Consider the following 18,818-nt stretch of genomic DNA (forward strand, 5'->3'; position numbering starts at 1 on the left):
CGTTCCTCCGCCGATCCGCGAGTTCTCCTCCCGAACGCGAGATGCGTCGGAGGTCAGGATCCGAAGATGCTCGCCACGATGCTCGACGTGTAGCCGTTCGGGGAGAGGTTGGAGTACCGCGTGTCGATGAGCACGTCATCGCGCCAGAACAGGGTGCGCCCGTCGGTGACGGGGTACTTGGGATCCGCCCATTCCTTCTCACAGCGCGTGCCCTTGTCCGGTGTGTAGCAACTGAAGCCGTCGGTCTTGACGAGGCCGTTCAGCATGTCCAGAGCCTCACCGCGGTACTTGCGCGAGATCGTGGTGGTGATGTTCGTGGTGTCGGCCTTCGGATCCGCCCAGATGCAGATCAGGCTGCCGTCGGACTGCACGCCGCTCGGCCCGTACACGGGGGAGTTCAACGGGGTGTCGCCGAGCTGCGAGAGCACATCGGCGGACAGGATCGCCCTGCAGTCGGTCGGCAGGGCGACCGGCGTCGACGTCGGACTGGGCGTGGGTGAGCTGCTGGTGCCGGGGGAGGGGCTCTTCGTCGGGTGCGCCGGATCCGATCCGGCCGCGGTGCCGCCTGCGGAGGCGGACGGGCTCGAGGCGGTACCGGGCATCGTCGGGGTGCACGCGGCCAGCGCGGCGACGAGGGTGAGGGCGGCGAGGGCGACCGCGGCGCTGCGTGTCTTCATGGCGTCAGGATAGGGCCAGGGCTTCGCCGGTCCGGGCGGCGCTCCGGAGTAGCCTGGGGAGACCTGCGGAGCGACTCCGCAGGGAAGGGGGGGGCGGCATGGCCGAACAGCGGGTGGTGATCCTGGGAGAGGCGTGGGTCGACGAGATCCGTGACCCGGGCGGGATGCGTGAGCGCGTGACCGGCGACGCCGTGGAGCTCGCGACGGCCCTGCGCGGCGACGGCCTCGTCGTGACCGTCGTGACGCCGCTCGGAGACGACGCCGACGGAGAACGGGTACGCACCGCCCTGCATGATCGCGGGATCCGCCTCGTCCCCGTTCCCGCGCCCGAGGGCACCCTGCGCCGTTCGATCGTGCGGGACCGCGCAGGCGCCGAGATCGAGCTGCGCCGGGGCAACGGTGCGTTCCCCGACACGCGCCGGTCGCTGGCCGCGCAGACCGAGGCCGACGTGATCGTGGATCTCCGCGATCGTGCGATCACCACGGTCGCCGAAGCTCGCGACGAGGTGCTGGCAGCTCTCGGGCTTGCCGTCGTCGCGCCGGCGTCGCTCCCGCAGGAGTCGGTGCTGCGGGAAGGGGATGCGGTCGAAGAAGCGGCCAGCGACGGGGCACTCGCCGATGCGCCTGCCGACGGTGCACTCGCCGACGCCTCGGCAGAGAACCCGATGGTCGTCGAGGCGCCAGGGCGTCCGCTGCTCCTGCCCGCCCCGATCGTCGCGGGGACGTACCGCCACTCCCCGGTGCAGCTCCTGCCCGCGCCGCCCGCGGCACACGCACCGGCACCCGACTGGTACGGCCTCGAAGCCCGGATCGCGCGCGTCGCGACCTGACCTCGCGGGCGCTGCCTGACCCCGTACATGCTCGTGTTGCGCGACCATTGACCGCAGGAGCGCGCCGACGAGACGTGTACGGGGCGCAGAGTCCGATCCGGTCAGCCGCAGGGCACCCAGCGCGTCGGCGGGTGCGTGCGGCGCACGAGTCCCCGCAGCTCTTCGAGGGGGGCATCGGCGCCGAACGCCCCGACTGCCCGCGCCTGCACGAGCACGTTCCCGAGTGCGGTGGCCTCAACGGGGCCGGCCAGCACCGGCAGTCCCGTGCGGTCGGCCGTCGCCTGGCAGAGCAGCCGATTGAGGGATCCGCCCCCGATGAGGTCGATCGCCTCGATCGCCGTGCCAGTGAGTGCGGATGCCGTCGATACGGCGTCCGCGAACGCCTGCGCGATCGATTCGACGATCATGCGCACGAACGCCGCCCGTTCGGATGGCGGCTCGGCTCCCGTCGCACGCACGACTGCCGCGATGCGCGCGGGCATGTCGCCCGGACTGACCACTGACGGGTCGTTCGCGTCGAACAGCGGCACCTCCGGACTCGCGGCGGCGTCGTCGAGCAGCGCGGGCAGGTCGATCGGCGCGCCATCCTCGCCCTCCCAGGCGCGCACGGTCTCGCTGAGCAGCCACAGCCCTGTGACGTTGTGCAGGAAACGGATCCGCCCGTCCACGCCGAGCTCGTGCGTGAAGCCGGCATCGCGCGCGGCGTCGGTGAGCACTGCCTCGGTGGTTTCGAGTCCGACCAGCCCCCAGGTGCCGCAGGAGATGTACGCCGTGGACGGGGAGGCGAGGGGCGCGGCAGCGACCGCCGAGGCGGTGTCGTGCGAGCCGACCGCGACGACGGGCAGATCCGCGCCGATCCGCGCGGCGATGGCGGGGAGCAACCGTCCGATCCGCGCGCCAGGATCGACCAGCGGCGGCAGCAGCGCCGGACGGATGCCGATCCGTTCCGCGAGCGCGAGATCCCACTCCCGGTCGTACACGCCGAGCAGCCCCGTCGTGGAGGCGTTCGTCCGTTCGGCGACCCTGGCGCCCGTCAGACGATGCGCGAGGAGGTCGGGGATGAGCAGCAGGGTCTCCGCCTCGGCGGCGCGCTCGTCGGCGGCGAGCTGGTACAGGGAGGTGAAGGGGAGGAACTGCAAGCCGTTGCGGGGGTACAGCTCGGCGAACGGCACGCGCGCGTGCACGAGGTCGGCCCCGCGCGCGCCGCGCTCGTCGCGATAGTGGAACGGCTCGGCCAGCAGCGCGTCGCCGCGCAGCAGGCCATAATCGACCGCCCAGGTGTCGATGCCGATGCTCTCGATCGCGGGCTCGCGACGTACCGCTTCGGCGAGACCCGCGATGACATGATCCACGAGCACCTCGAAGTCCCAGTGCAGACCGTCCGCGCGCCGCACGGGCCCGTTCGGGAAGCGCGCGACCTGCTCGAGTTCGAGCACGTCCGTCCCGACGCGGCCGATCATGACGCGTCCGCTGGTCGCGCCGAGGTCGACCGCGGCGAAGGCGCGGGGGCGGCGCGCGGCGTTCACAGGGCCGGCTCCTGCACTCGACGAGCCGTGCGCGTCCGCAGGCCGCGGACGAGGCGACGCGGTCATCGCAGGAACGCGGCCGCGACGCCGGAGTCGACCGGGATGTGCAGGCCCGTGGTGCGGCTGAGCTCGGGGCCGGTGAGCACGTAGACGGCGTCCGCGACGTTCTCCGGCACGACCTCGCGCTTGAGGATCGTGCGGTTGGCGTAGAACTGGCCGAGGTCCTCCTCGGCGACGCCGTAGGTGGCGGCCCGGTTCGCGCCCCACCCGGAGGCGAAGATGCCGGATCCGCGCACCACGCCGTCGGGGTTGATGCCGTTCACCCGCACGCCGTGCTCGCCGAGCTCGACCGCCAGCAGTCGCACCTGGTGGGCCTGGTCGGCCTTCGTTGCGGAGTAGGCGATGTTGTTGGGGCCGGCGAAGACGCTGTTCTTGGAGGAGATGTAGACGATGTCTCCACCGAGCTTCTGATCGATGAGGATCTTCGCGGCGGCCTGCGAGACGAGGAAGGAGCCCTTGGCCATCACGCCGTGCTGCAGATCCCAGTCCTTCTCCGTGGTCTCCAGCAGCGGCTTGGAGAGCGAGAGCCCCGCATTGTTGACGACGAGGTCGACGCCGCCGAACGCGAGCACGGCCTCGTCGAGAGCGGCCCGCACGGCGTCGGCGTCGGCGACGTTCGCCGCGACGCCGATCGCGACGTCGGTGCCGCCGAGCTCGGCGGCCGCGGCCCGGGCCTTCTCCAGGTCGAGGTCGGCGACGACCACGCAGGCGCCCTCCGCCGCGAGACGGGTGGCGATGGCCTTGCCGATGCCGGACGCGGCTCCCGTCACGAACGCGATCCGGCCCTGGTGGGACTTCGGCTTCGGCATCCGCTGCAGCTTGGCCTCCTCGAGTGCCCAGTACTCGATGCGGAACTTCTCCGCGTCGGAGATGGGGGAGTACGTCGACAGCGCCTCGGCGCCGCGCATCACGTTGATCGCGTTGACGTAGAATTCGCCGGCCACGCGTGCGGTCTGCTTGTTCGCGCCGTAGGAGAACATGCCCACTCCGGGGACGAGCACGATGAGCGGGTCCGCGCCCCGGATCGCGGGCGAGGAGGCGGTCGCGTGCGCGTCGTAGTAGGCCTGGTAGTCCGCGCGGTACGCCACGTGCAGTTCGTGCAGGCGTGCGATCTGCTCCTCGGCCGTGGCGGTCGCGGGAAGGTCGAGGATGAGCGGCTTCACCTTGGTGCGCAGGAAGTGGTCGGGGCAGCTCGTGCCGAGCGCGGCGAGTGCCGGGGCCTTCTCGGAGGCGAGGAAGTCGAGCACCGCCTCGGCGTCGGTGAAGTGGCCGACCATGGGCCTGTCGGTCGAGGCGATGCCGCGGATCGTGCCGGCGAGGGCGGCGGCGCGCTCGCGGCGCTCGTGTTCGGGAAGCGCCTCGAACCCGGCCCGGACGCCGCCGAACGGCTCCGCCCTGCCGTGCTCGGCGATGTGGGCGGCGGCGGTCTCGATGATCCAGAGCGAGTTCGCCTCGGCCTCCTCGGACGTGTCGCCCCACGCGGTGATGCCGTGCCCACCCAGGATGCAGCCGATCGCGTCGGGGTTCTCGGCCTTGATCCGTGCGATGTCCAGGCCGAGCTGGAATCCGGGGCGCCGCCACGGCACCCACGCGACACGCTGTCGCCCTGCAACATCGCCGAAGATCTCCGCGGTCAGCGCCTCCCCATCGGCCGCGGTCGCGATCGCGATGCCGCTGTCGGGGTGCAGATGGTCCACGTGCGCCGCGTCGACGAGCCCGTGCATCGCCGTATCGATCGACGGCGCCGCCCCGCCCTTGCCATGCAGGCAGTAGTCGAACGCGGCGACCATCTCGTCCTCACGCTCCACCCCCGGATACACGTCGCAGAGCGCCCGCAGACGGTCCAGGCGCAGCACCGCCAGGCCCTGCGCGGTGAGCGTGCCCAGGTCGCCGCCCGAACCCTTCACCCACAACAGCTCGACGGGCAGCCCCGTGACGGGATCCGTGTCGGTGCCCTTCGCGGAGGTGTTCCCGCCCGCGTAGTTCGTGTTCTTCGGGTCGGCGCCCAGGCGGTTGCTGCGCTCGATGAGTGCGGCGGCGGTGGGGGTGGTCATGTCGGTTCCTTGGATGCGGTGATGGTGCGGGGGTTCGGGATGCAGCGGGGGAGGGTGCGCTCAGGCGCCCCAGCCGGCCTGGGCGCCGCCGACGCGCTCGGCGGCGATCTTCTCGAGATAGCCCGAGGCTCCGAAGGCCGCCATCGGGTCTGCGGGCAGGCCGCGGTCTTCGCGCCAGGCGGCGAGGGCAGGACGGACGTCGGTGTAGAACGCGTCCATGAGCACGGCGTTCGCGGCCAGCACGTCGTTCGCGCGCTGGGCTGCGGCCAGCGCCTCGCGGTCGATCAGCAGGGCGCGTGCCGTCATCTCCTGCACGTTCAGCACCGAGCGGATCTGTCCGGGGATCTTCGCCTCGATGTTGTGGCACTGGTCGAGCATGAACGCGACGTCGGGGTTGTTCAGGCCACCGCCGCGGATCACCTCGGCGAGGATGCGGAACAGCTGGAACGGATCCGCCGCCCCCACGATGAGGTCGTCGTCGGCGTAGAAGCGCGAGTTGAAATCGAACGAGCCGAGCTTGCCGAGGCGCAGCAGCTGCATCACGATGAACTCGATGTTCGTGCCGGGGGCGTGGTGCCCGGTGTCCAGGCACACCATCGCCCGCTCGCCAAGGGCGGACACCTGCGCGTAGCTGGTCCCCCAGTCCGGGACGTCGGTGTGATAGAACGACGGCTCGAAGAACTTGTACTCCAGGACCAGACGCTGCTCGGCGCCGAGCCGCGCGTAGATCTGCTGCAGCGAATCCTGCAGGCGGTCCTGCCGGGAGCGCATGTCGTTCTGGCCGGGGTAGTTGGATCCCTCGGCGAGCCAGATCTTCAGATCCCGGGATCCGGTCGCGTGCATCACGTCGATGCAGGCGAGGTGGTGGTCGATCGCCTTCTGCCGGATCCGGTCGTCCTCGTGCGCGAGGGCGCCGAACTTGTAGTCCTCGTCCTGGAACGTGTTGGAGTTGACCGTGCCCAGGGCGACGCCATGATCCTCCGCATGCCGGCGCAGGTCCTCGAAGGAGTCCACCAGGTCCCAGGGGATGTGCAGCGCCACGGTCGGCGCGAGGGCCGTGTGCGCGTGCACCTGGGCGGCGTCGGCGATCTTCTCGAACGGGTCGCGTGGGGTTCCCGGCGTGCCGAACACGCGGAAGCGGGTGCCGGAGTTGCCGAACGCCCAGCTGGGCAGTTCGATCGCCTGCTTCTCGAGTTCGGCGAGGATCTCTGGGGAGAGCGTGGTCATGATGCGGTGCTTTCTTCGATGCGGGTGGCGCGGAGAGTGTGCTTTCCGGGGGTGAGCTCGGTGGGGCCTTCCAGGACCCAGCCCGGGGCCAGCGCGACTTCGGCCGTGACTCCGAACGGGACCTCGACTGTGAGATCCGCGCCGGCGGCGTCGCGCCGCCAGTCCACCGCGATCCGTCCGGCCGGGGCGTCCACGTGCGCCTGGCAGTGATCGAGCACGCCGTCGAGGTCGGGGGCGATGCGTGTACGGCGATACCCGGGCTCGATGAGCTCGATCCCCGCGACGCGGCGCATCATCCAGTCGACGACGCAGCCGAAGGCGTAGTGGTTCATCGACATCCGCTCGACCGTGCCGTCCTCATGCACGGCTTCCCACGCCTCCCAGATGGTGGTGGCGCCATGGTCGACCTCGTACAGCCAGGAGGGCGCCGTGTCCTGCACGAGCAGCGTCCGTGCGAGGTCGGCGTGCCCCTCGTCCCACAGCACGTCGAGCAGGAACGGCACGGAGACGAAGCCGGTGTCCAGATGCACCCCCGCCTCGTGCACGAGCTCGACGAGCCGGGCGACGACGCGCGGGCGGAGATCATCGGGCACGGCGTCGAACGCGAGGGCGAGCACGGCGATGCCCTGCATGTCGGGGCCGATCCGCCCGTCGTCGCCCACGTACTCCGCGGCGAAGGCGGCGCGCACCGCCGCCGCGTGCTCACGCGCCTGCGCAGCGGTCGCGGCATCTCCGAGCGCCTCGGCCGAGGCGGCGTACAGATCCAGGGAGCGGATCTGGAACAGGGGTCCGGTGAGCTCTGCGGTCAGGTGAGGCGCGAGCATGATCGCCGAGAACTCGTCGAGCCCTGCGGCCTCGGGCCGGGATCCGTCGAGCGTGGACGGCGCCAGCCAGTCGCCGAAGTTCATCCGGCCGTTCCAGAGCAGGCGCTGCCGGGCGAGCCGCTCGGGGGAGAGCGAAGCAGGATCGAGCCCTGCCGGAAGCGCGGCAGCGGCGTCGGCCGTCTGGTGCTCGACCCAGGCGCGCATCGCGTCGATGTTGTCGCGCAGGAAGCGGGGATCGCCGTAGTGGCGGTACAGCTCCCATGGGGCGATCGTGATCGCGTCGCTCCATCCGGCCGCGTCGGTGATGTCGCCGAGGCCGGCGTTCGGAAGCTCCGGATCGTCCATGGCCGGCGGCATCGGCACGATGATGGGCACGATGCCGTCGTGCGCGGCCTGGTCGACGCGCACGTTGCGCAGCCAGCGGTCGAGGAACGCGGCGACGCCCATGAGAGTCGCCGCGGTCGGTGCGAAGATCTGCAGGTCGCCGGTCCAGCCGGCCCGTTCGCGCTGCGGGCAGTCGGTCGGCACCGCGAGGAAGTTGGAGCGCTGCGACCAGATCGTGTTCTCCACCAGGCGGTCCAGCCGCGCGTGGGACGAGGAGAAGGAGGCGGTCTGCGCGAGGTCGTTGGCGATGACGACCGCGGTGAAGTCCTCGGGCGCGGGCGTGCCGGGGTAACCGATCAGCTTGACGTAGCGGAACCCGTGGAAGGTGAACAGCGGCTCCCACTCCTCGCCCTCGGGACGGCCGGCGAGTACGTACTCGTCGGCCTGGTCCTTGTTCACGCCGAGGATGTTGTCGAGGAAGTTGCCCTCCGCATCGATGACCTCCGCGTGCTCCAGCCGCACGACCGTGCCGCGCTCGCCACGGACGCGCATCCGCACGCGCCCCGCCATGACCTGGCCGAAGTCGATCACGGTCTCGCCGGCCGGCGTCGTCAGGATGCGCTGCGCCGGCATTTCGCGGACGCGCCGGATCGGCTCTCCGACGAACGGCACGAGGGGCACGGAGACGGGGACGAGCGCGCACGGCGTCCACCCCTCGGACGCCTCGGCGTCGGCTGACGGCTCATCCCAGCCCGGCGTCTCCGCACGCGCATCATGGCGCTCCCCGATGAAGATGTCCGACCAGTCGATGGGCCCGCGGGAGCTGCGCACGGAGGCATCCGGGCGGATCACGCGACGGCTGCCGTCCGGGAGATCCACCTCCAGGCGCCACGTGGCGCGGAGGACGTCGCCGTATTGGGCGCTGCGCCCGAGGATCGAGATCCGGCCGGCGTACCAGCCGTCGCCGAGGATCACGCCGAGCACATTGGCGCCTTCGCGCAGCAGCGAGGTGACGTCGTGCGTCATGACCGAGATCTCGTGCTGGTAGCTCTCGTAGCCGGGGGCGAGCAGCCCGTCCCCGACCGGGCGTCCGTTCAGCGACGGCTGATGTACGCCCTGGCTGCTGATGCGCAGTCGCGCCGACACCGGCGCGGCGGGCAGATCGAACTTCTGACGCAGATGGCGTGGCGGGTGCAGGCGCTCGCCGGGCGGGGCCGCATTCTCGGCAGGGGCGAACGTCTCCGGACCGATCGCGAGCGGCCCCTCGGCGAGCACGCGCTCCTGCTCGGGCTCGGCCCACGGCGCGTCCCACTCCGCGAGGCCGAGGCCGAAGCCGGCGGACGCTTCGACCACACCGCCGTCCGCATCGCGCACGGCGAGCCGCCAGCGGTAGTCCGCGCCCGGGGTGCCCGCGAAGTCGACGGGTTCGAGCGCGGTCGCGTCCGAGTCGATCCATCCGGAGTCGTGCGCGAGCGCGCCGTCCGCGGACGTGATGCGGATCCGGTGCGCGCGGGGCGCGGATACCGCATCCTCCGCTCGCACCCGCCAGGTGAGCCGCGGCGTGGCGCGGCGCAGTGCGAGCGGGTTCTCGAGGTGATCTGCGCGGAGGTCGGACAGGACGAGAGGCATCGACGGGCTCCTTTGCTCTGAATCGATTCAAAAGTATGAGACCGACGATACGACCTTGCCACCGAGTCGTCAAGTTACGCATATCTACGCGGTGAACTTCCCGCGAATCGGATCCGGCGTCGGGATTGTGAATCGATTCAAAGCTTGCTAGCGTGCAAGCATCCCGGATCCGCAGCGCCCGTCCGGCCGCCGCACTCCGCATCGCTCACGTTCAAAGGAGAACCATGACCGTCGCAGCCCCCGCCGTCCGCCGCCCGAACCCCTGGTGGGTCGGCATCGTGTGCGGTATGGCGTCATACATCGATGCCGCCACGATCGTCTCGACGGGCATCGCCCTCGTGATCTATCAGCACACGATCGGCATCACCCCGGATCAGATCGGCATCCTGTCCGGAATGCTCACGCTCTCCATCGCGATCGGCGCGATCTTCGGCGGCCGGCTCGGTGACGCGCTCGGCCGGCGCACCGTCTTCCTCGTCACGATGCTGATCGTGATCGTCGGCATCGCCCTGCTGGTGTTCGGGGCGTCGTTCCCCGCGCTGCTCGCCGGCGTCGTCCTCGCAGGCCTCGGAACCGGCGCCGATCTGCCCGTGTCGCTCTCAACCATCTCGGAGGCCGCCACGGAGAAGAACCGCGGTGCGATCATCGGGTTCTCCAACATCCTCTGGGTCGTCGGGATCCTCGGGACGATCGTGATCGCGACGTTCGCCGGCGGTCTCGGGCGTCTCGGCGGTCAGCTGTTGTTCGGCCAGGTCGGGATCGTCGCGGCACTCGTCTTCCTCGCGCGGCTCACGATCCCGGAGTCGCCGTTCTGGCTGGCGGCGCGCGATGAGCGTCGTCGCGGTGCCGTGACCGTGCGGGCCGACCGCGCCTCGGTGCGCGACCTGCTGCGCAAGCCCTATGCCGGCCCGTTCGTCGCACTGCTGATCTTCTACGCCCTCACCAACGTCGGCGCCAACACCGGTGGCCAGTTCGGCACCTACCTCGCGGTCAACGTCGCGGGCATCCCCGTCCAGCTGAACTCCGCGATCGGCCTGGCGTCGTTCCCGATCGGTCTGCTCGCGGGCCTCTGGTTCATGCGCATCGTCGACGGCAAGCGCCGGATGACCTACTTCGTCTTCGGGGCGGTCGTGCTCCTCCTCGGGTATCTGACCCCTGCGGTCCTCGGCTTCAGCCTGCCCACGATCATCGCCATGAACCTGTTCATGGGCGTCGGCGGCGCCTTCGCGTTCGAGGGCATCATGAAGGTGTGGACGCAGGAGTCGTTCCCGACGCTGCTGCGCACGACGGCGCAGGGCGCCGTCATCGCCATCGCCCGAGTCGTTGCCGCGCTGCTCGCTTTCGTCACCCCCGCCCTCATCGCCGTCAGCCCGCAGGGACTGTACGCCGTGCTCAGCGCGGTCGTGGCCATCGGCCTCGTCGTGGCCTGGTTCGTCTTCCGTCACGCGGGCGAGAGCCAGTTCGTCACGGAGTCGCTGCCCACCGTCGTCGTCGAGGCGGAGGCCGAGGCCGCTGCGCCGATCGAATCCTGACCGCTCGACCACACCGACCCCGATCCGGAAGGACCGAGATGCACACCCCTCTCCACCAGGCCGACTTCCTCACCGCGGTGGCTCCGCGCGAGGCCGCGATCCGCTTCCGGCGGGCCGTTGCGACTGCCCAGCCACGCGACGCCGTCGCCTCGGCACGGCTCAGCGCCACGGCGCTGGGCGTGTACGAAGCGCGACTCGACGGTGCACCGGTCTCGGACTCGGTGCTCGACCCGGGCTGGAACGCGTACGAGTGGCGTCTCCCGTTCCAGAGCTGGGATGTGACGGAGGCGGTGCGCGGCGGATCCGGGGATCTCTCCCTCGAGGTTCTGCTGGGCAACGGCTGGTATCGCGGCGATCTCGGGTTCGAGGGCGCGAATGCGAACTACGGGGAGGAGATCGCCGTCGCGCTCGCTCTGGAGCTCGTCTTCGACGACGGCACCGTTCAGACCGTCGTGACCGATCCGGAATGGACGGCCGAGACCTCCGAGGTGCTGCGCAACTCGCTCTACAACGGCGAGACCATCGATGCGCGCCGTCGTGGCGTGCCGGGGGAGGCGCTGGCCGTTCAGACGGTCGAGGCGGACCGATCCCGGCTCGTCGCGCAGGCGGGTCCGCCCGTGAAGAGACAGGAGACGCTGCACCCGGAGCGCATCTGGGCCTCGCCGTCGGGCCGCACGCTCGCCGACTTCGGCCAGAACCTGGTGGGGTGGGTGCGGGTGACGGTGCAGGGGCCGAGGGGCGCCGAGGTCGTGCTGCGGCATGCCGAGGTGCTCGAGGACGGCGAGCTCGGCACGCGTCCGCTGCGCGCCGCGCAGGCCACCGACGTGTTCGTGCTGTCGGGTGGGCAGGACGTGTTCGAGCCCACGCTGACCTTCCACGGCTTCCGCTACGTCGAGGTCACCGGCTGGCCCGGGGAGCTGCGCGCCGAGGATCTGGAGGCCGTGGTCGTTCACTCCGAGATGCGCCGAACCGGATCCTTCGAGTGCTCGGAGCCGCTCGTGAATCAGCTCGTGCATAACTCGGTGTGGGGGCAGAAGGGCAACTTCCTCAGCGTTCCGACCGACTGCCCGCAGCGCGACGAGCGCCTGGGCTGGACGGGTGACATCGCCGCCTACGCGGCGTCGGCGTCGTTCCAGTTCGACACCGCCGACTTCCTGCACGACTGGCTCGAGGATCTGCACGCCGAGACGCGCAACTCCCCGGCCGGGATCGTCCCGATCGTCGTGCCCGACGTGCTGAAGTACGCGCAGTTCGGCGAGGACTTCGCGTTCCCGGAGCTGGGGGCGACAGCGATCTGGGGGGACGCGGCGGTGTGGGTGCCGGAGGCGCTGTGGCGCGCTTACGGCGACCGCGAGCGGCTGGCGGCGCACTATCCGGCGATGGTGCTGCACCTCGAGTCCGTCGAGCAGGTGCTCTCGCCGACCGGTCTGTGGGATCAGGGCTTCCAGTTCGGCGACTGGCTGGACCCGGACGCCCCGCCGGAGAACCCGGCCGCGGCGAAGGCGGATCCGCATGTCGTCGCGACCGCGTGCCTCTACCGTTCTGCTGCGTTCGCCGCGGAGGCGGCGGGAATCCTGGGGCGCACCGAAGAAGCCCGACGCTGGCAGGTGCTGGCGGATCGGGTGCGCACGGCGTTCCAGGAGCACTACGTCGAGGACGGCCGGGTGCGCTCCGACTGCGTCACGGTCTACGCACTGGCGATCTGCTTCGGGCTGCTGGAGGACGCGGACAGGGAGAAGGCCGCTGACCGTCTGGCCGAGCTCGTGCGGGCCGGCGGCTATCGCGTCACCACCGGGTTCGCCGGCACTCCGTTCGTCACCTGGGCGCTGTCCGAGACCGGGCACGTGGAGGACGCCTATCGATTGCTGCTCGAGAAGGAGAACCCCTCCTGGCTCTACCCCGTGACGATGGGCGCGACCACGGTGTGGGAGCGGTGGGACTCGATGCTGCCGGACGGATCCATCAATCCGGGCGAGATGACGAGCTTCAACCATTACGCGCTCGGCGCCGTCGTCGACTGGATCCATCAGGTGGTGGGCGGCATCCGCCCGGCCGAGCCCGGCTACGCGAAGCTGCGCATCGAGCCGGTTCCGGGGCCCGGCATCACCTGGGCGCGCACGAACTACGACGCCGCCGCGGGCGAGGTCGCCGTGCACTGGCGCACCGACGAGGACGGTTTCGTGCTCGAGGCCCGGATCCCCGATGGCGTGCCCGCGGAGATCGTCCTGCCCGACGGATCGACGCATGAGGTCGTCGGAGGCGAGCACCGCTTCGTCGCATGAGGCGGCCGCGCCCGGAGGTCCCGGGCGCGGCTGCGCCCATGCCCTAGGCTCGCTGTGCGGGAGAGGGGACGGCGATGGTCGTGAGCGTCCGGGAAGTGGCCGAGGACGCCGGCGTGTCCGTCGGCACGGTGTCGAACGTCCTGAACCGTCCCGATCGCGTCGCCGCTGAGACCGTGACCCGCGTCCAGGCCTCGATCGCGCGCCTCGGATACGTACGCAACGACGCGGCCCGGCAGTTGCGCGCCGGACGCAGCCGCACCATCGGGCTCGTCGTGCTGGACATCCGCAACCCCTTCTTCGCCGAAGTCGTCCGCGGTGCCGAGCAGCGCGCCGACGAGCACGGCATGTCGGTGCTCGTCGCCAACAGCGACGAGAGCGCACGCCGCGAGGGCATGCTCCTGGACCTGTTCGAGGAGCAGCGAGTGGCGGGAGTGCTCATCACGCCGGTCGCCGAGGCGCTGCCGCGGCTGCAGCAGATGCGCGATCGCGGCACCCTCAGCGTCCTCGTCGACCGCGAATCGCGCGATCCCGGGTTCTCCTCCGTCGCTGTGGACGACGTCGAGGGCGGGCGGATCGCCGCCGCGCATCTGCTGGAGAGCGGACGCCGCCGGCTCGCGTTCGTCGGCGGACCGGTCTCCCTGCGACAGGTCTCGGACCGCCTGAGCGGAGCGCAGGCCGTGGCCGCCGCGGCCGGGGTGGGCCTGGAGTTCATGGCGACGGGAGCGCTCAGCGTGGAGGAGGGGCGTCGTGCGGGGAGGCTCCTCATGGATCGTCCCGCGGCGGAGCGCCCGGACTCGGTGTTCGCGGCGAACGACCTGGTCGCGCTGGGCATGCTGCAGAGCCTGGTGATGGCCGGGGACGCGCGCGTCCCGCAGGACATCGCACTCATCGGATACGACGACATCGACTTCGCCGAAGCCGCGGTGATCCCGCTGAGCTCGATCCGCCAGCCTGCCGAACTCATCGGATCAACCGCGGTCGACCTTCTGCTGGGCGCGTCCGACGGCGGCGCAGCGACAGCCGAACGGGTGCTGTACCGGCCGGAACTCGTCGCCCGCGCCTCGACGCTGGGCACCTGAACGCGGGCCTCGGGGCGGCTCCGGCCGCTCGATTTCTCGTGGCCGGATCCGCCGGGTATGCTTGATCTTCGCGCCCCCGGTCGGCTGGAAAAGCGGGACGGGCGTGCATTGGCAAGTTGCCCGAGCGGCCAAAGGGAGCTGACTGTAAATCAGCCGCGTTATGCTTCGGGGGTTCGAATCCCTCACTTGCCACATCGATCGAAGGCCTCCGCAGCGCGGAGGCCTTCGTCGTTCGCGGATCCCTCAGCGATGGGCGGTCTTCGGCGTGCGGTTCTCCGCACTGACCATCCAGGAGAGCTGCTCGATCCGCTCCAGGATCGTGTGCAGGATGTCGGCCGTGGTGGGATCCTCCTCGTCCACCTGGTCGTGCACCTCGCGGCAGGTCGCCGCGACGCCGTCGAGGCGTTCCGTCATCAGGTCGATCGCGTCACTGGTCGCGATCTCGCCCTGGGGGCATTCGGGCAGTGATGTCGTCTCGGCGACCACGTCGCTGCGGCCGTCGGGCAAGGCATGGAGCGCACGCATGCGCTCGGCGACCGTGTCGGCGAACACGCGGCTCGCCTCGATGATCTCGTCGAGCTGCAGGTGGGTGTCCCGGAAGTTGGTGCCGACGACGTTCCAGTGCACCTGCTTGCCCTGCAGGGAAAGCTCGATGAGATCGACGAGCACGCGCTGCATGTCGTCGCTCAGCGTCTGGGATGCGGCGAATCCCTTCTCGGCGTTCTCCTCAGCGGTGCGCTGCGCGCCGCGCGCGGGCTTGCGACGGTTCTTCGTGGTGGTCGATGCCTGGGGGCTCATGGGACTCCTCGCTGTCACGGCGGCGCGGCATCCCGCGCGCCCGTCTGCTCATACGCCCCGCACGTTAGGCGCAGGCGTGCGGGAACGGTACGGGCTTGCGCCGGTCCGTCGTGAGCGTTAGGGGCAACAGAGGGCCGTTCCCGGAACTGCCGCATCCGGACGAGGGCTTCCTAGACTGGTCCTCATGCGTGCGCTCACCGAAGACCAGATCCGGGCGTCGTTCCGCAACGCCGAGCCCGACGAGGCCGCCGAGATCGCGATGCCGCACGACCTCCTGCTCGCGGAGTGGGATTACCTCGACTTCTTCGCGTGGCGGGATCCGATCGCGTCCCGCAGCGGGTACATCGTCATCGAACGGGCCGGTGAGCCCGTCGGCATCGTGCTGCGGGCGGCGGATCCGTCCCGGGTGCGCTCCGGCATGTGCAACCTCTGCCACACGATGCAGCCCGGAAACCAGGTCGCCCTGTTCGCCGCTCGCCGCGCGGGGGAGGAGGGGCGCAAGGGATCCGTCGTGGGCACCTACATCTGCGCTGATCTCTCCTGCCATGAGAGCGTGCGGATCGTGCCTCCGTTGGCGCCCAATGAGATCCGCGCGGACCAGCACGTCGACCGGCGACTGGACGGCACGCATCGGCGCGTGTACGCCTTCGTCGCGTCCGTGCTCGGCGACGCTTGACGCTCGCCCCGGCCTGAGGCGCAACTCTGAGCCTCAGGTTCACATTGCCTGAGACTCGGTGCCACGGAGAGCGCTGCCGCGGGTAGGCTGGACGGGCGGCTCACGGCCGCACGATCGCCGTCGATCCCGAAGGAGCACCATGTCCGAGCCCCTGCTCTACCGCGTCGAGGACGGCCTGGCCCGCATCACCTTGAACCGGCCGCAGCGACTGAACGCCTTCAACGCCGAGCTCGCGCACGCGTGGGCCGACGCGACGGCGGCCGCCGTCGGCGACAGCGCGGTGGGCGCGATCCTGATCGAGGGCGAGGGGCGTGCGTTCTGCGCGGGCGGCGACGTCATCGACATGGCCACGGGCATGGGTGGGAATGAGGAGATCGAGCGGCTCGCGCAGGTCATCCACTCCGGCATCGCATCCCTGACGACGTCCTCGGTGCCCGTCGTCGCTGCTGCGCACGGCACGACCGCCGGCGGAGGGCTGGGGATCCTGCTCGCGAGCGACTATGCCGTCGTCGGATCCGATTCGCGCTTCGGCAGCCTGTACGCGAATGTCGGACTCACCCCTGACCTCTCCGTCAGCGCCCAGCTGGCCGCCGCGGTCGGTCAGCGCCGCGCATTGCAGCTCCTGCTCACCGATCGCATGCTCTCGGCCGCGGAGGCGATCGAATGGGGCATCGCCGCAGAGGCCGTCGGCGAGGGCGACGCGGAGACAGTCGCGACCGCGGTGCGCACCCGGGCCGAGGAGGTCGCGCGGTTCTGGCTCGCGGGCGCTTTCGGCGCGTACGGGCAGGCGAAGCGGCTGATCCGCTCCCGCCCGGAGCGCACCTTCCCGGAGCAGCTGGACGAGGAGGCTCGCACGATCGCCGCCGCCTTCGGCGGATCCGAGGCGCAGGGCCTGATCGCGGCATTCGCGAAGCGGTCCTCCGGACGCTGACGGACGTGCCGGCCCGGCGCGAGGCGGTCGGCCCGCGGTCGTATCCGCCTGCACAGGGCCCCGCGTCGATGAGTTCTCCCCCGATCACGCAGTGCCCCCAGAAGGCGCCGCATCGCGTGCGAGGATGAGAGCACGACAGACGGGGGATCCCATGGCGAACACGACGACGGCCAAGTCCGGACCGAACACCTCACTGCTCATCCGAGGAGCGATCTGGATCGCGATCGGAGCTCTCATCGCCGCCGCACTGGTGTGCGTGGTGTGGGTGCTCATCGGCGACCAGCAGGGGCTGATCGGACGTGCCTTCCTCACGATCGTGCTGCTCGCCGCCTTCGCGGCGATCGCGATCCTCGAGGCCAGCCTCGCTCCGAACCGCCAGGACTGGCTCGCGCTGCTCAGCATGATCACCTGGATCCTGGCGCTGCTGGTCGGCGCGGTGAAGATCTGGCTGCCCGAACAGACCGTCGGCTACTCCTCCTCAGCCTTCGAGGGCCCCGAGCGCTTCTTCCAGTTGATCCTCGTGGTCGGCATCCTGCAGCTCGCGCTGCTGCACGTGCGGCTGTTCCAGAAGGCAGCGGCCCGTCACGACACGGCGTTCACCCGGGGGATCGTCTGGGCGACCTATGCATTCCTCGCGTCTCTGGTCGCGATGCTGGTGTTCTACCTGACCTTCCCGCACACGTTCGACTACCAGGAGCTGTACTGGCGGATCGTCGTCGCGCTCACGATCCTCACCGCAGTCGGCACGATGCTGGTTCCGCTGCTGAACGCGTTGTTCGCCCCGAAGCGGCCCGCGCCCGGCGCGCCGGCCCTCGTGGCTTACGCCGCTCCGGCCGCGGTCGCGTACCCGGCGGCCGAGCCGCAGCCGTGGCCCACCTACGCCGACGGCCGCACGCCGCTGCCGATCTTCGCCGACGGCAGCCCCGACTGGAACGCCTACTACACGGGCGTGCCCTCGCCGGGGGCGACGATCCCGGGCCAGCCGGCCGCGGCCACTCCGTCCCAGCCCGTCCCGCCCACTCCGGCTCAGCCCGCGACGCCGACTCAGCCCGCGATGCCCGCGCAGTCCGCGGCGGAGGCTGCCGCGGCGGCTCCCGAGTCCATCGCGGGTGGCCATGGCCTGACGGGCGCACTGCACTCGGAGGTGCCCGCGGCTGAGACGGATCCGGCTGCTCCGTCGGCACCGGCGACTCCGGCGTTCCCGCCCGCTCCGCCTGCGCCGTCTGCCGGGTCGACGCCGCCGGCCGCCTCGTGACCGCGGTCGAGCTCCGAGATCTCGCGATCGACATCGCGCGCGAGGCGGGGGAGCTGGCCCGGCGTCGCCGGGCCGAAGGCGTGTCGATCGCGGCGAGCAAGTCGACGCTGGCCGACATCGTCACCGAGGCCGACCGCGAGGTGGAAGCGCTGATCCGTGCGCGGCTGGATGCCGAGCGTCCGGGTGACGGCTTCCTCGGCGAGGAGACCGGCGGTGGCGAGGGGACCACTGGTATCACCTGGGTCGTCGATCCGATCGACGGCACGGTCAACTACGCATCGGGGATCCCGCTGTACGCGGTGAGCATCGCCGTCGTCGAGGGCGGCAGCGATCCCGACCGCTGGACGCCGCTTGCCGGCGTCGTGCAGTCGCCGGTGCTGGGGGAGACGTTCTCCGCGGTTCGCGGTGAAGGTGCATACCTGAACGGCGAACGTCTCCGCATCGCCGAGCCCGGTCCCGCCGGCGCCCTGCTCGCCACCGGCTTCGGGTACGACCCGGGCACGCATGCGGGGGACCTGGCCACGGTCGGCCGTGTCATGCCCGTCGCTCGCGATCTTCGCCGCGGAGGCAGCGCCGCCACCGACCTCGCGTACGTGGCGGCGGGACGCCTCGATGGCTACTTCGAGCGTGGCCTGAGCCCGTGGGACTTCGCCGCGGGAGGGCTTCTCGTGCAGGAGGCGGGCGGCGTGTTCGCCCGCCCTGAGGGGCCCGATGTCGCACGCCGTCTGAACCTCGCGGGCAGTGTGGATCTCGTCGCGGAGCTGCAGCGACGGATCCTCGAACCCCGCTGAGATCGGTCTCTGCGGACGCGGACACGCCCGTGTTACGGCGGGGGCGCCTCGATTCGGCCACGCGCCGATTCTTTGGTATTCTCGTCTGGTTGCCCTCTGAGGGCAGCACGCCCCGATAGCTCAGTGGCAGAGCACTTCCATGGTAAGGAAGGGGTCGTCAGTTCAATCCTGACTCGGGGCTCGCAGTATCCATCGGATGCCGTGCGGCAGGGTAGCTCAGTTGGTGAGAGCGCACGACTCATAATCGTGAGGTCGCGGGTTCAAGCCCCGCTCCTGCTACAGACAAAAACCCCCGGTTGCCCCGGGGGTTTTCGCGTACTCGG

The 18,818-nt window shown here is 70.7% G+C and carries 14 protein-coding genes and 3 tRNA genes; 11 read left to right on the forward strand and 6 right to left on the reverse strand.

Annotation, left to right across the window (positions count from 1 at the left end; translation table 11 throughout):
- Positions 1 to 53: 53 nt before the first annotated feature.
- Positions 54 to 677, reverse strand: coding sequence for a hypothetical protein (locus tag AB4078_RS10610; protein ID WP_441977108.1), 624 nt, complete (start codon positions 675 to 677; stop codon positions 54 to 56).
- Between the two features lie 98 nt (positions 678 to 775).
- On the opposite strand from AB4078_RS10610, the gene AB4078_RS10615 reads away from it, so the two are divergent.
- A complete protein-coding gene (locus tag AB4078_RS10615) occupies positions 776 to 1,507 on the forward strand; it encodes a hypothetical protein (RefSeq protein ID WP_441977109.1) in 732 nt (243 codons plus the stop codon).
- A gap of 101 nt (positions 1,508 to 1,608) precedes the next feature.
- Here the strand turns inward: AB4078_RS10615 and AB4078_RS10620 are convergent, their stop codons facing one another.
- From AB4078_RS10620 to AB4078_RS10635, 4 genes are read right to left on the reverse strand one after another with little or no spacing between them, the layout of a single operon-like run.
- Complete coding sequence (locus AB4078_RS10620) at positions 1,609 to 3,099, reverse strand: rhamnulokinase (RefSeq protein WP_441977110.1); 1,491 nt, start codon at positions 3,097 to 3,099, stop codon at positions 1,609 to 1,611.
- Positions 3,096 to 5,147, reverse strand: a complete 2,052-nt coding sequence (locus AB4078_RS10625; RefSeq protein WP_441977111.1) for a bifunctional aldolase/short-chain dehydrogenase — start codon at positions 5,145 to 5,147, stop codon at positions 3,096 to 3,098. Before AB4078_RS10625 ends, AB4078_RS10620 begins: the two co-directional genes overlap by 4 nt.
- 60 nt (positions 5,148 to 5,207) lie before the next feature.
- On the reverse strand, positions 5,208 to 6,374 hold the full coding sequence (gene rhaI, locus AB4078_RS10630) for an L-rhamnose isomerase (RefSeq protein ID WP_441977112.1): 1,167 nt from the start codon (positions 6,372 to 6,374) through the stop codon (positions 5,208 to 5,210).
- Positions 6,371 to 9,151: a family 78 glycoside hydrolase catalytic domain gene (locus tag AB4078_RS10635; protein WP_441977113.1), complete on the reverse strand. Its 2,781-nt coding sequence runs from the start codon at positions 9,149 to 9,151 to the stop codon at positions 6,371 to 6,373. Before AB4078_RS10635 ends, rhaI begins: the two co-directional genes overlap by 4 nt.
- Before the next feature lie 224 nt (positions 9,152 to 9,375).
- On the opposite strand from AB4078_RS10635, the gene AB4078_RS10640 reads away from it, so the two are divergent.
- The 4 genes from AB4078_RS10640 (at position 9,376) to AB4078_RS10655 (ending at position 14,236) form a co-directional block, all read left to right on the forward strand.
- On the forward strand, positions 9,376 to 10,683 hold the full coding sequence (locus AB4078_RS10640; RefSeq protein WP_441977114.1) for an MFS transporter: 1,308 nt from the start codon (positions 9,376 to 9,378) through the stop codon (positions 10,681 to 10,683).
- A 38-nt stretch (positions 10,684 to 10,721) separates the two neighbouring features.
- Positions 10,722 to 12,965 carry a family 78 glycoside hydrolase catalytic domain gene (locus AB4078_RS10645; protein WP_441977115.1) on the forward strand — a complete coding sequence of 748 codons (2,244 nt, stop codon included), beginning with the start codon at positions 10,722 to 10,724 and terminating at the stop codon, positions 12,963 to 12,965.
- Positions 12,966 to 13,039: 74 nt separating this feature from the next.
- A complete protein-coding gene (locus AB4078_RS10650) occupies positions 13,040 to 14,044 on the forward strand; it encodes a LacI family DNA-binding transcriptional regulator (protein WP_441977116.1) in 1,005 nt (334 codons plus the stop codon).
- A gap of 110 nt (positions 14,045 to 14,154) precedes the next feature.
- Positions 14,155 to 14,236, forward strand: a tRNA-Tyr gene (locus AB4078_RS10655).
- Between the two features lie 51 nt (positions 14,237 to 14,287).
- On the opposite strand, the gene AB4078_RS10660 is transcribed toward AB4078_RS10655, so the two are convergent.
- Positions 14,288 to 14,842, reverse strand: a complete 555-nt coding sequence (locus AB4078_RS10660; protein ID WP_441977117.1) for a Dps family protein — start codon at positions 14,840 to 14,842, stop codon at positions 14,288 to 14,290.
- 184 nt (positions 14,843 to 15,026) lie between these two features.
- Here AB4078_RS10660 and AB4078_RS10665 point away from each other — a divergent pair, with 184 nt between their 5' ends.
- From AB4078_RS10665 to AB4078_RS10690, 6 genes are all read left to right on the forward strand, one after another.
- Positions 15,027 to 15,518, forward strand: coding sequence for an FBP domain-containing protein (locus tag AB4078_RS10665; RefSeq protein ID WP_441977118.1), 492 nt, complete (start codon positions 15,027 to 15,029; stop codon positions 15,516 to 15,518).
- Between the two features lie 139 nt (positions 15,519 to 15,657).
- Complete coding sequence (locus AB4078_RS10670; RefSeq protein WP_441977119.1) at positions 15,658 to 16,449, forward strand: enoyl-CoA hydratase/isomerase family protein; 792 nt, start codon at positions 15,658 to 15,660, stop codon at positions 16,447 to 16,449.
- A 151-nt stretch (positions 16,450 to 16,600) separates the two neighbouring features.
- Positions 16,601 to 17,704, forward strand: coding sequence for a hypothetical protein (locus AB4078_RS10675; RefSeq protein ID WP_441977120.1), 1,104 nt, complete (start codon positions 16,601 to 16,603; stop codon positions 17,702 to 17,704).
- On the forward strand, positions 17,701 to 18,495 hold the full coding sequence (locus AB4078_RS10680) for an inositol monophosphatase family protein (RefSeq protein ID WP_441977121.1): 795 nt from the start codon (positions 17,701 to 17,703) through the stop codon (positions 18,493 to 18,495). The genes AB4078_RS10675 and AB4078_RS10680 overlap by 4 nt, the downstream gene beginning before the upstream one ends.
- Before the next feature lie 109 nt (positions 18,496 to 18,604).
- A tRNA-Thr gene (locus tag AB4078_RS10685) sits at positions 18,605 to 18,676 on the forward strand.
- Between the two features lie 24 nt (positions 18,677 to 18,700).
- A tRNA-Met gene (locus AB4078_RS10690) sits at positions 18,701 to 18,774 on the forward strand.
- Positions 18,775 to 18,818: the final 44 nt, after the last annotated feature.

Origin of the sequence: Microbacterium sp. 2MCAF23 (assembly GCF_052115565.1) — a bacterium.
Lineage (GTDB): Bacteria > Actinomycetota > Actinomycetes > Actinomycetales > Microbacteriaceae > Microbacterium.

Excerpts from the sequence above, each read along its gene's own strand:
- AB4078_RS10615 (WP_441977109.1), top strand. The coding sequence starts at position 776 with ATGGCCGAACAGCGGGTGGTGATCCTGGGAGAGGCGTGGGTCGACGAG.
- AB4078_RS10675 (WP_441977120.1), top strand. The coding sequence starts at position 16,601 with ATGGCGAACACGACGACGGCCAAGTCCGGACCGAACACCTCACTGCTC.
- AB4078_RS10640 (WP_441977114.1), top strand. The coding sequence starts at position 9,376 with ATGACCGTCGCAGCCCCCGCCGTCCGCCGCCCGAACCCCTGGTGGGTC.
- rhaI (WP_441977112.1), bottom strand. The coding sequence starts at position 6,374 with ATGACCACGCTCTCCCCAGAGATCCTCGCCGAACTCGAGAAGCAGGCG.
- AB4078_RS10620 (WP_441977110.1), bottom strand. The coding sequence starts at position 3,099 with ATGACCGCGTCGCCTCGTCCGCGGCCTGCGGACGCGCACGGCTCGTCG.
- AB4078_RS10670 (WP_441977119.1), top strand. The coding sequence starts at position 15,658 with ATGTCCGAGCCCCTGCTCTACCGCGTCGAGGACGGCCTGGCCCGCATC.
- AB4078_RS10665 (WP_441977118.1), top strand. The coding sequence starts at position 15,027 with ATGCGTGCGCTCACCGAAGACCAGATCCGGGCGTCGTTCCGCAACGCC.
- AB4078_RS10645 (WP_441977115.1), top strand. The coding sequence starts at position 10,722 with ATGCACACCCCTCTCCACCAGGCCGACTTCCTCACCGCGGTGGCTCCG.
- AB4078_RS10635 (WP_441977113.1), bottom strand. The coding sequence starts at position 9,151 with ATGCCTCTCGTCCTGTCCGACCTCCGCGCAGATCACCTCGAGAACCCG.
- AB4078_RS10610 (WP_441977108.1), bottom strand. The coding sequence starts at position 677 with ATGAAGACACGCAGCGCCGCGGTCGCCCTCGCCGCCCTCACCCTCGTC.
- AB4078_RS10660 (WP_441977117.1), bottom strand. The coding sequence starts at position 14,842 with ATGAGCCCCCAGGCATCGACCACCACGAAGAACCGTCGCAAGCCCGCG.
- AB4078_RS10625 (WP_441977111.1), bottom strand. The coding sequence starts at position 5,147 with ATGACCACCCCCACCGCCGCCGCACTCATCGAGCGCAGCAACCGCCTG.
- AB4078_RS10650 (WP_441977116.1), top strand. The coding sequence starts at position 13,040 with ATGGTCGTGAGCGTCCGGGAAGTGGCCGAGGACGCCGGCGTGTCCGTC.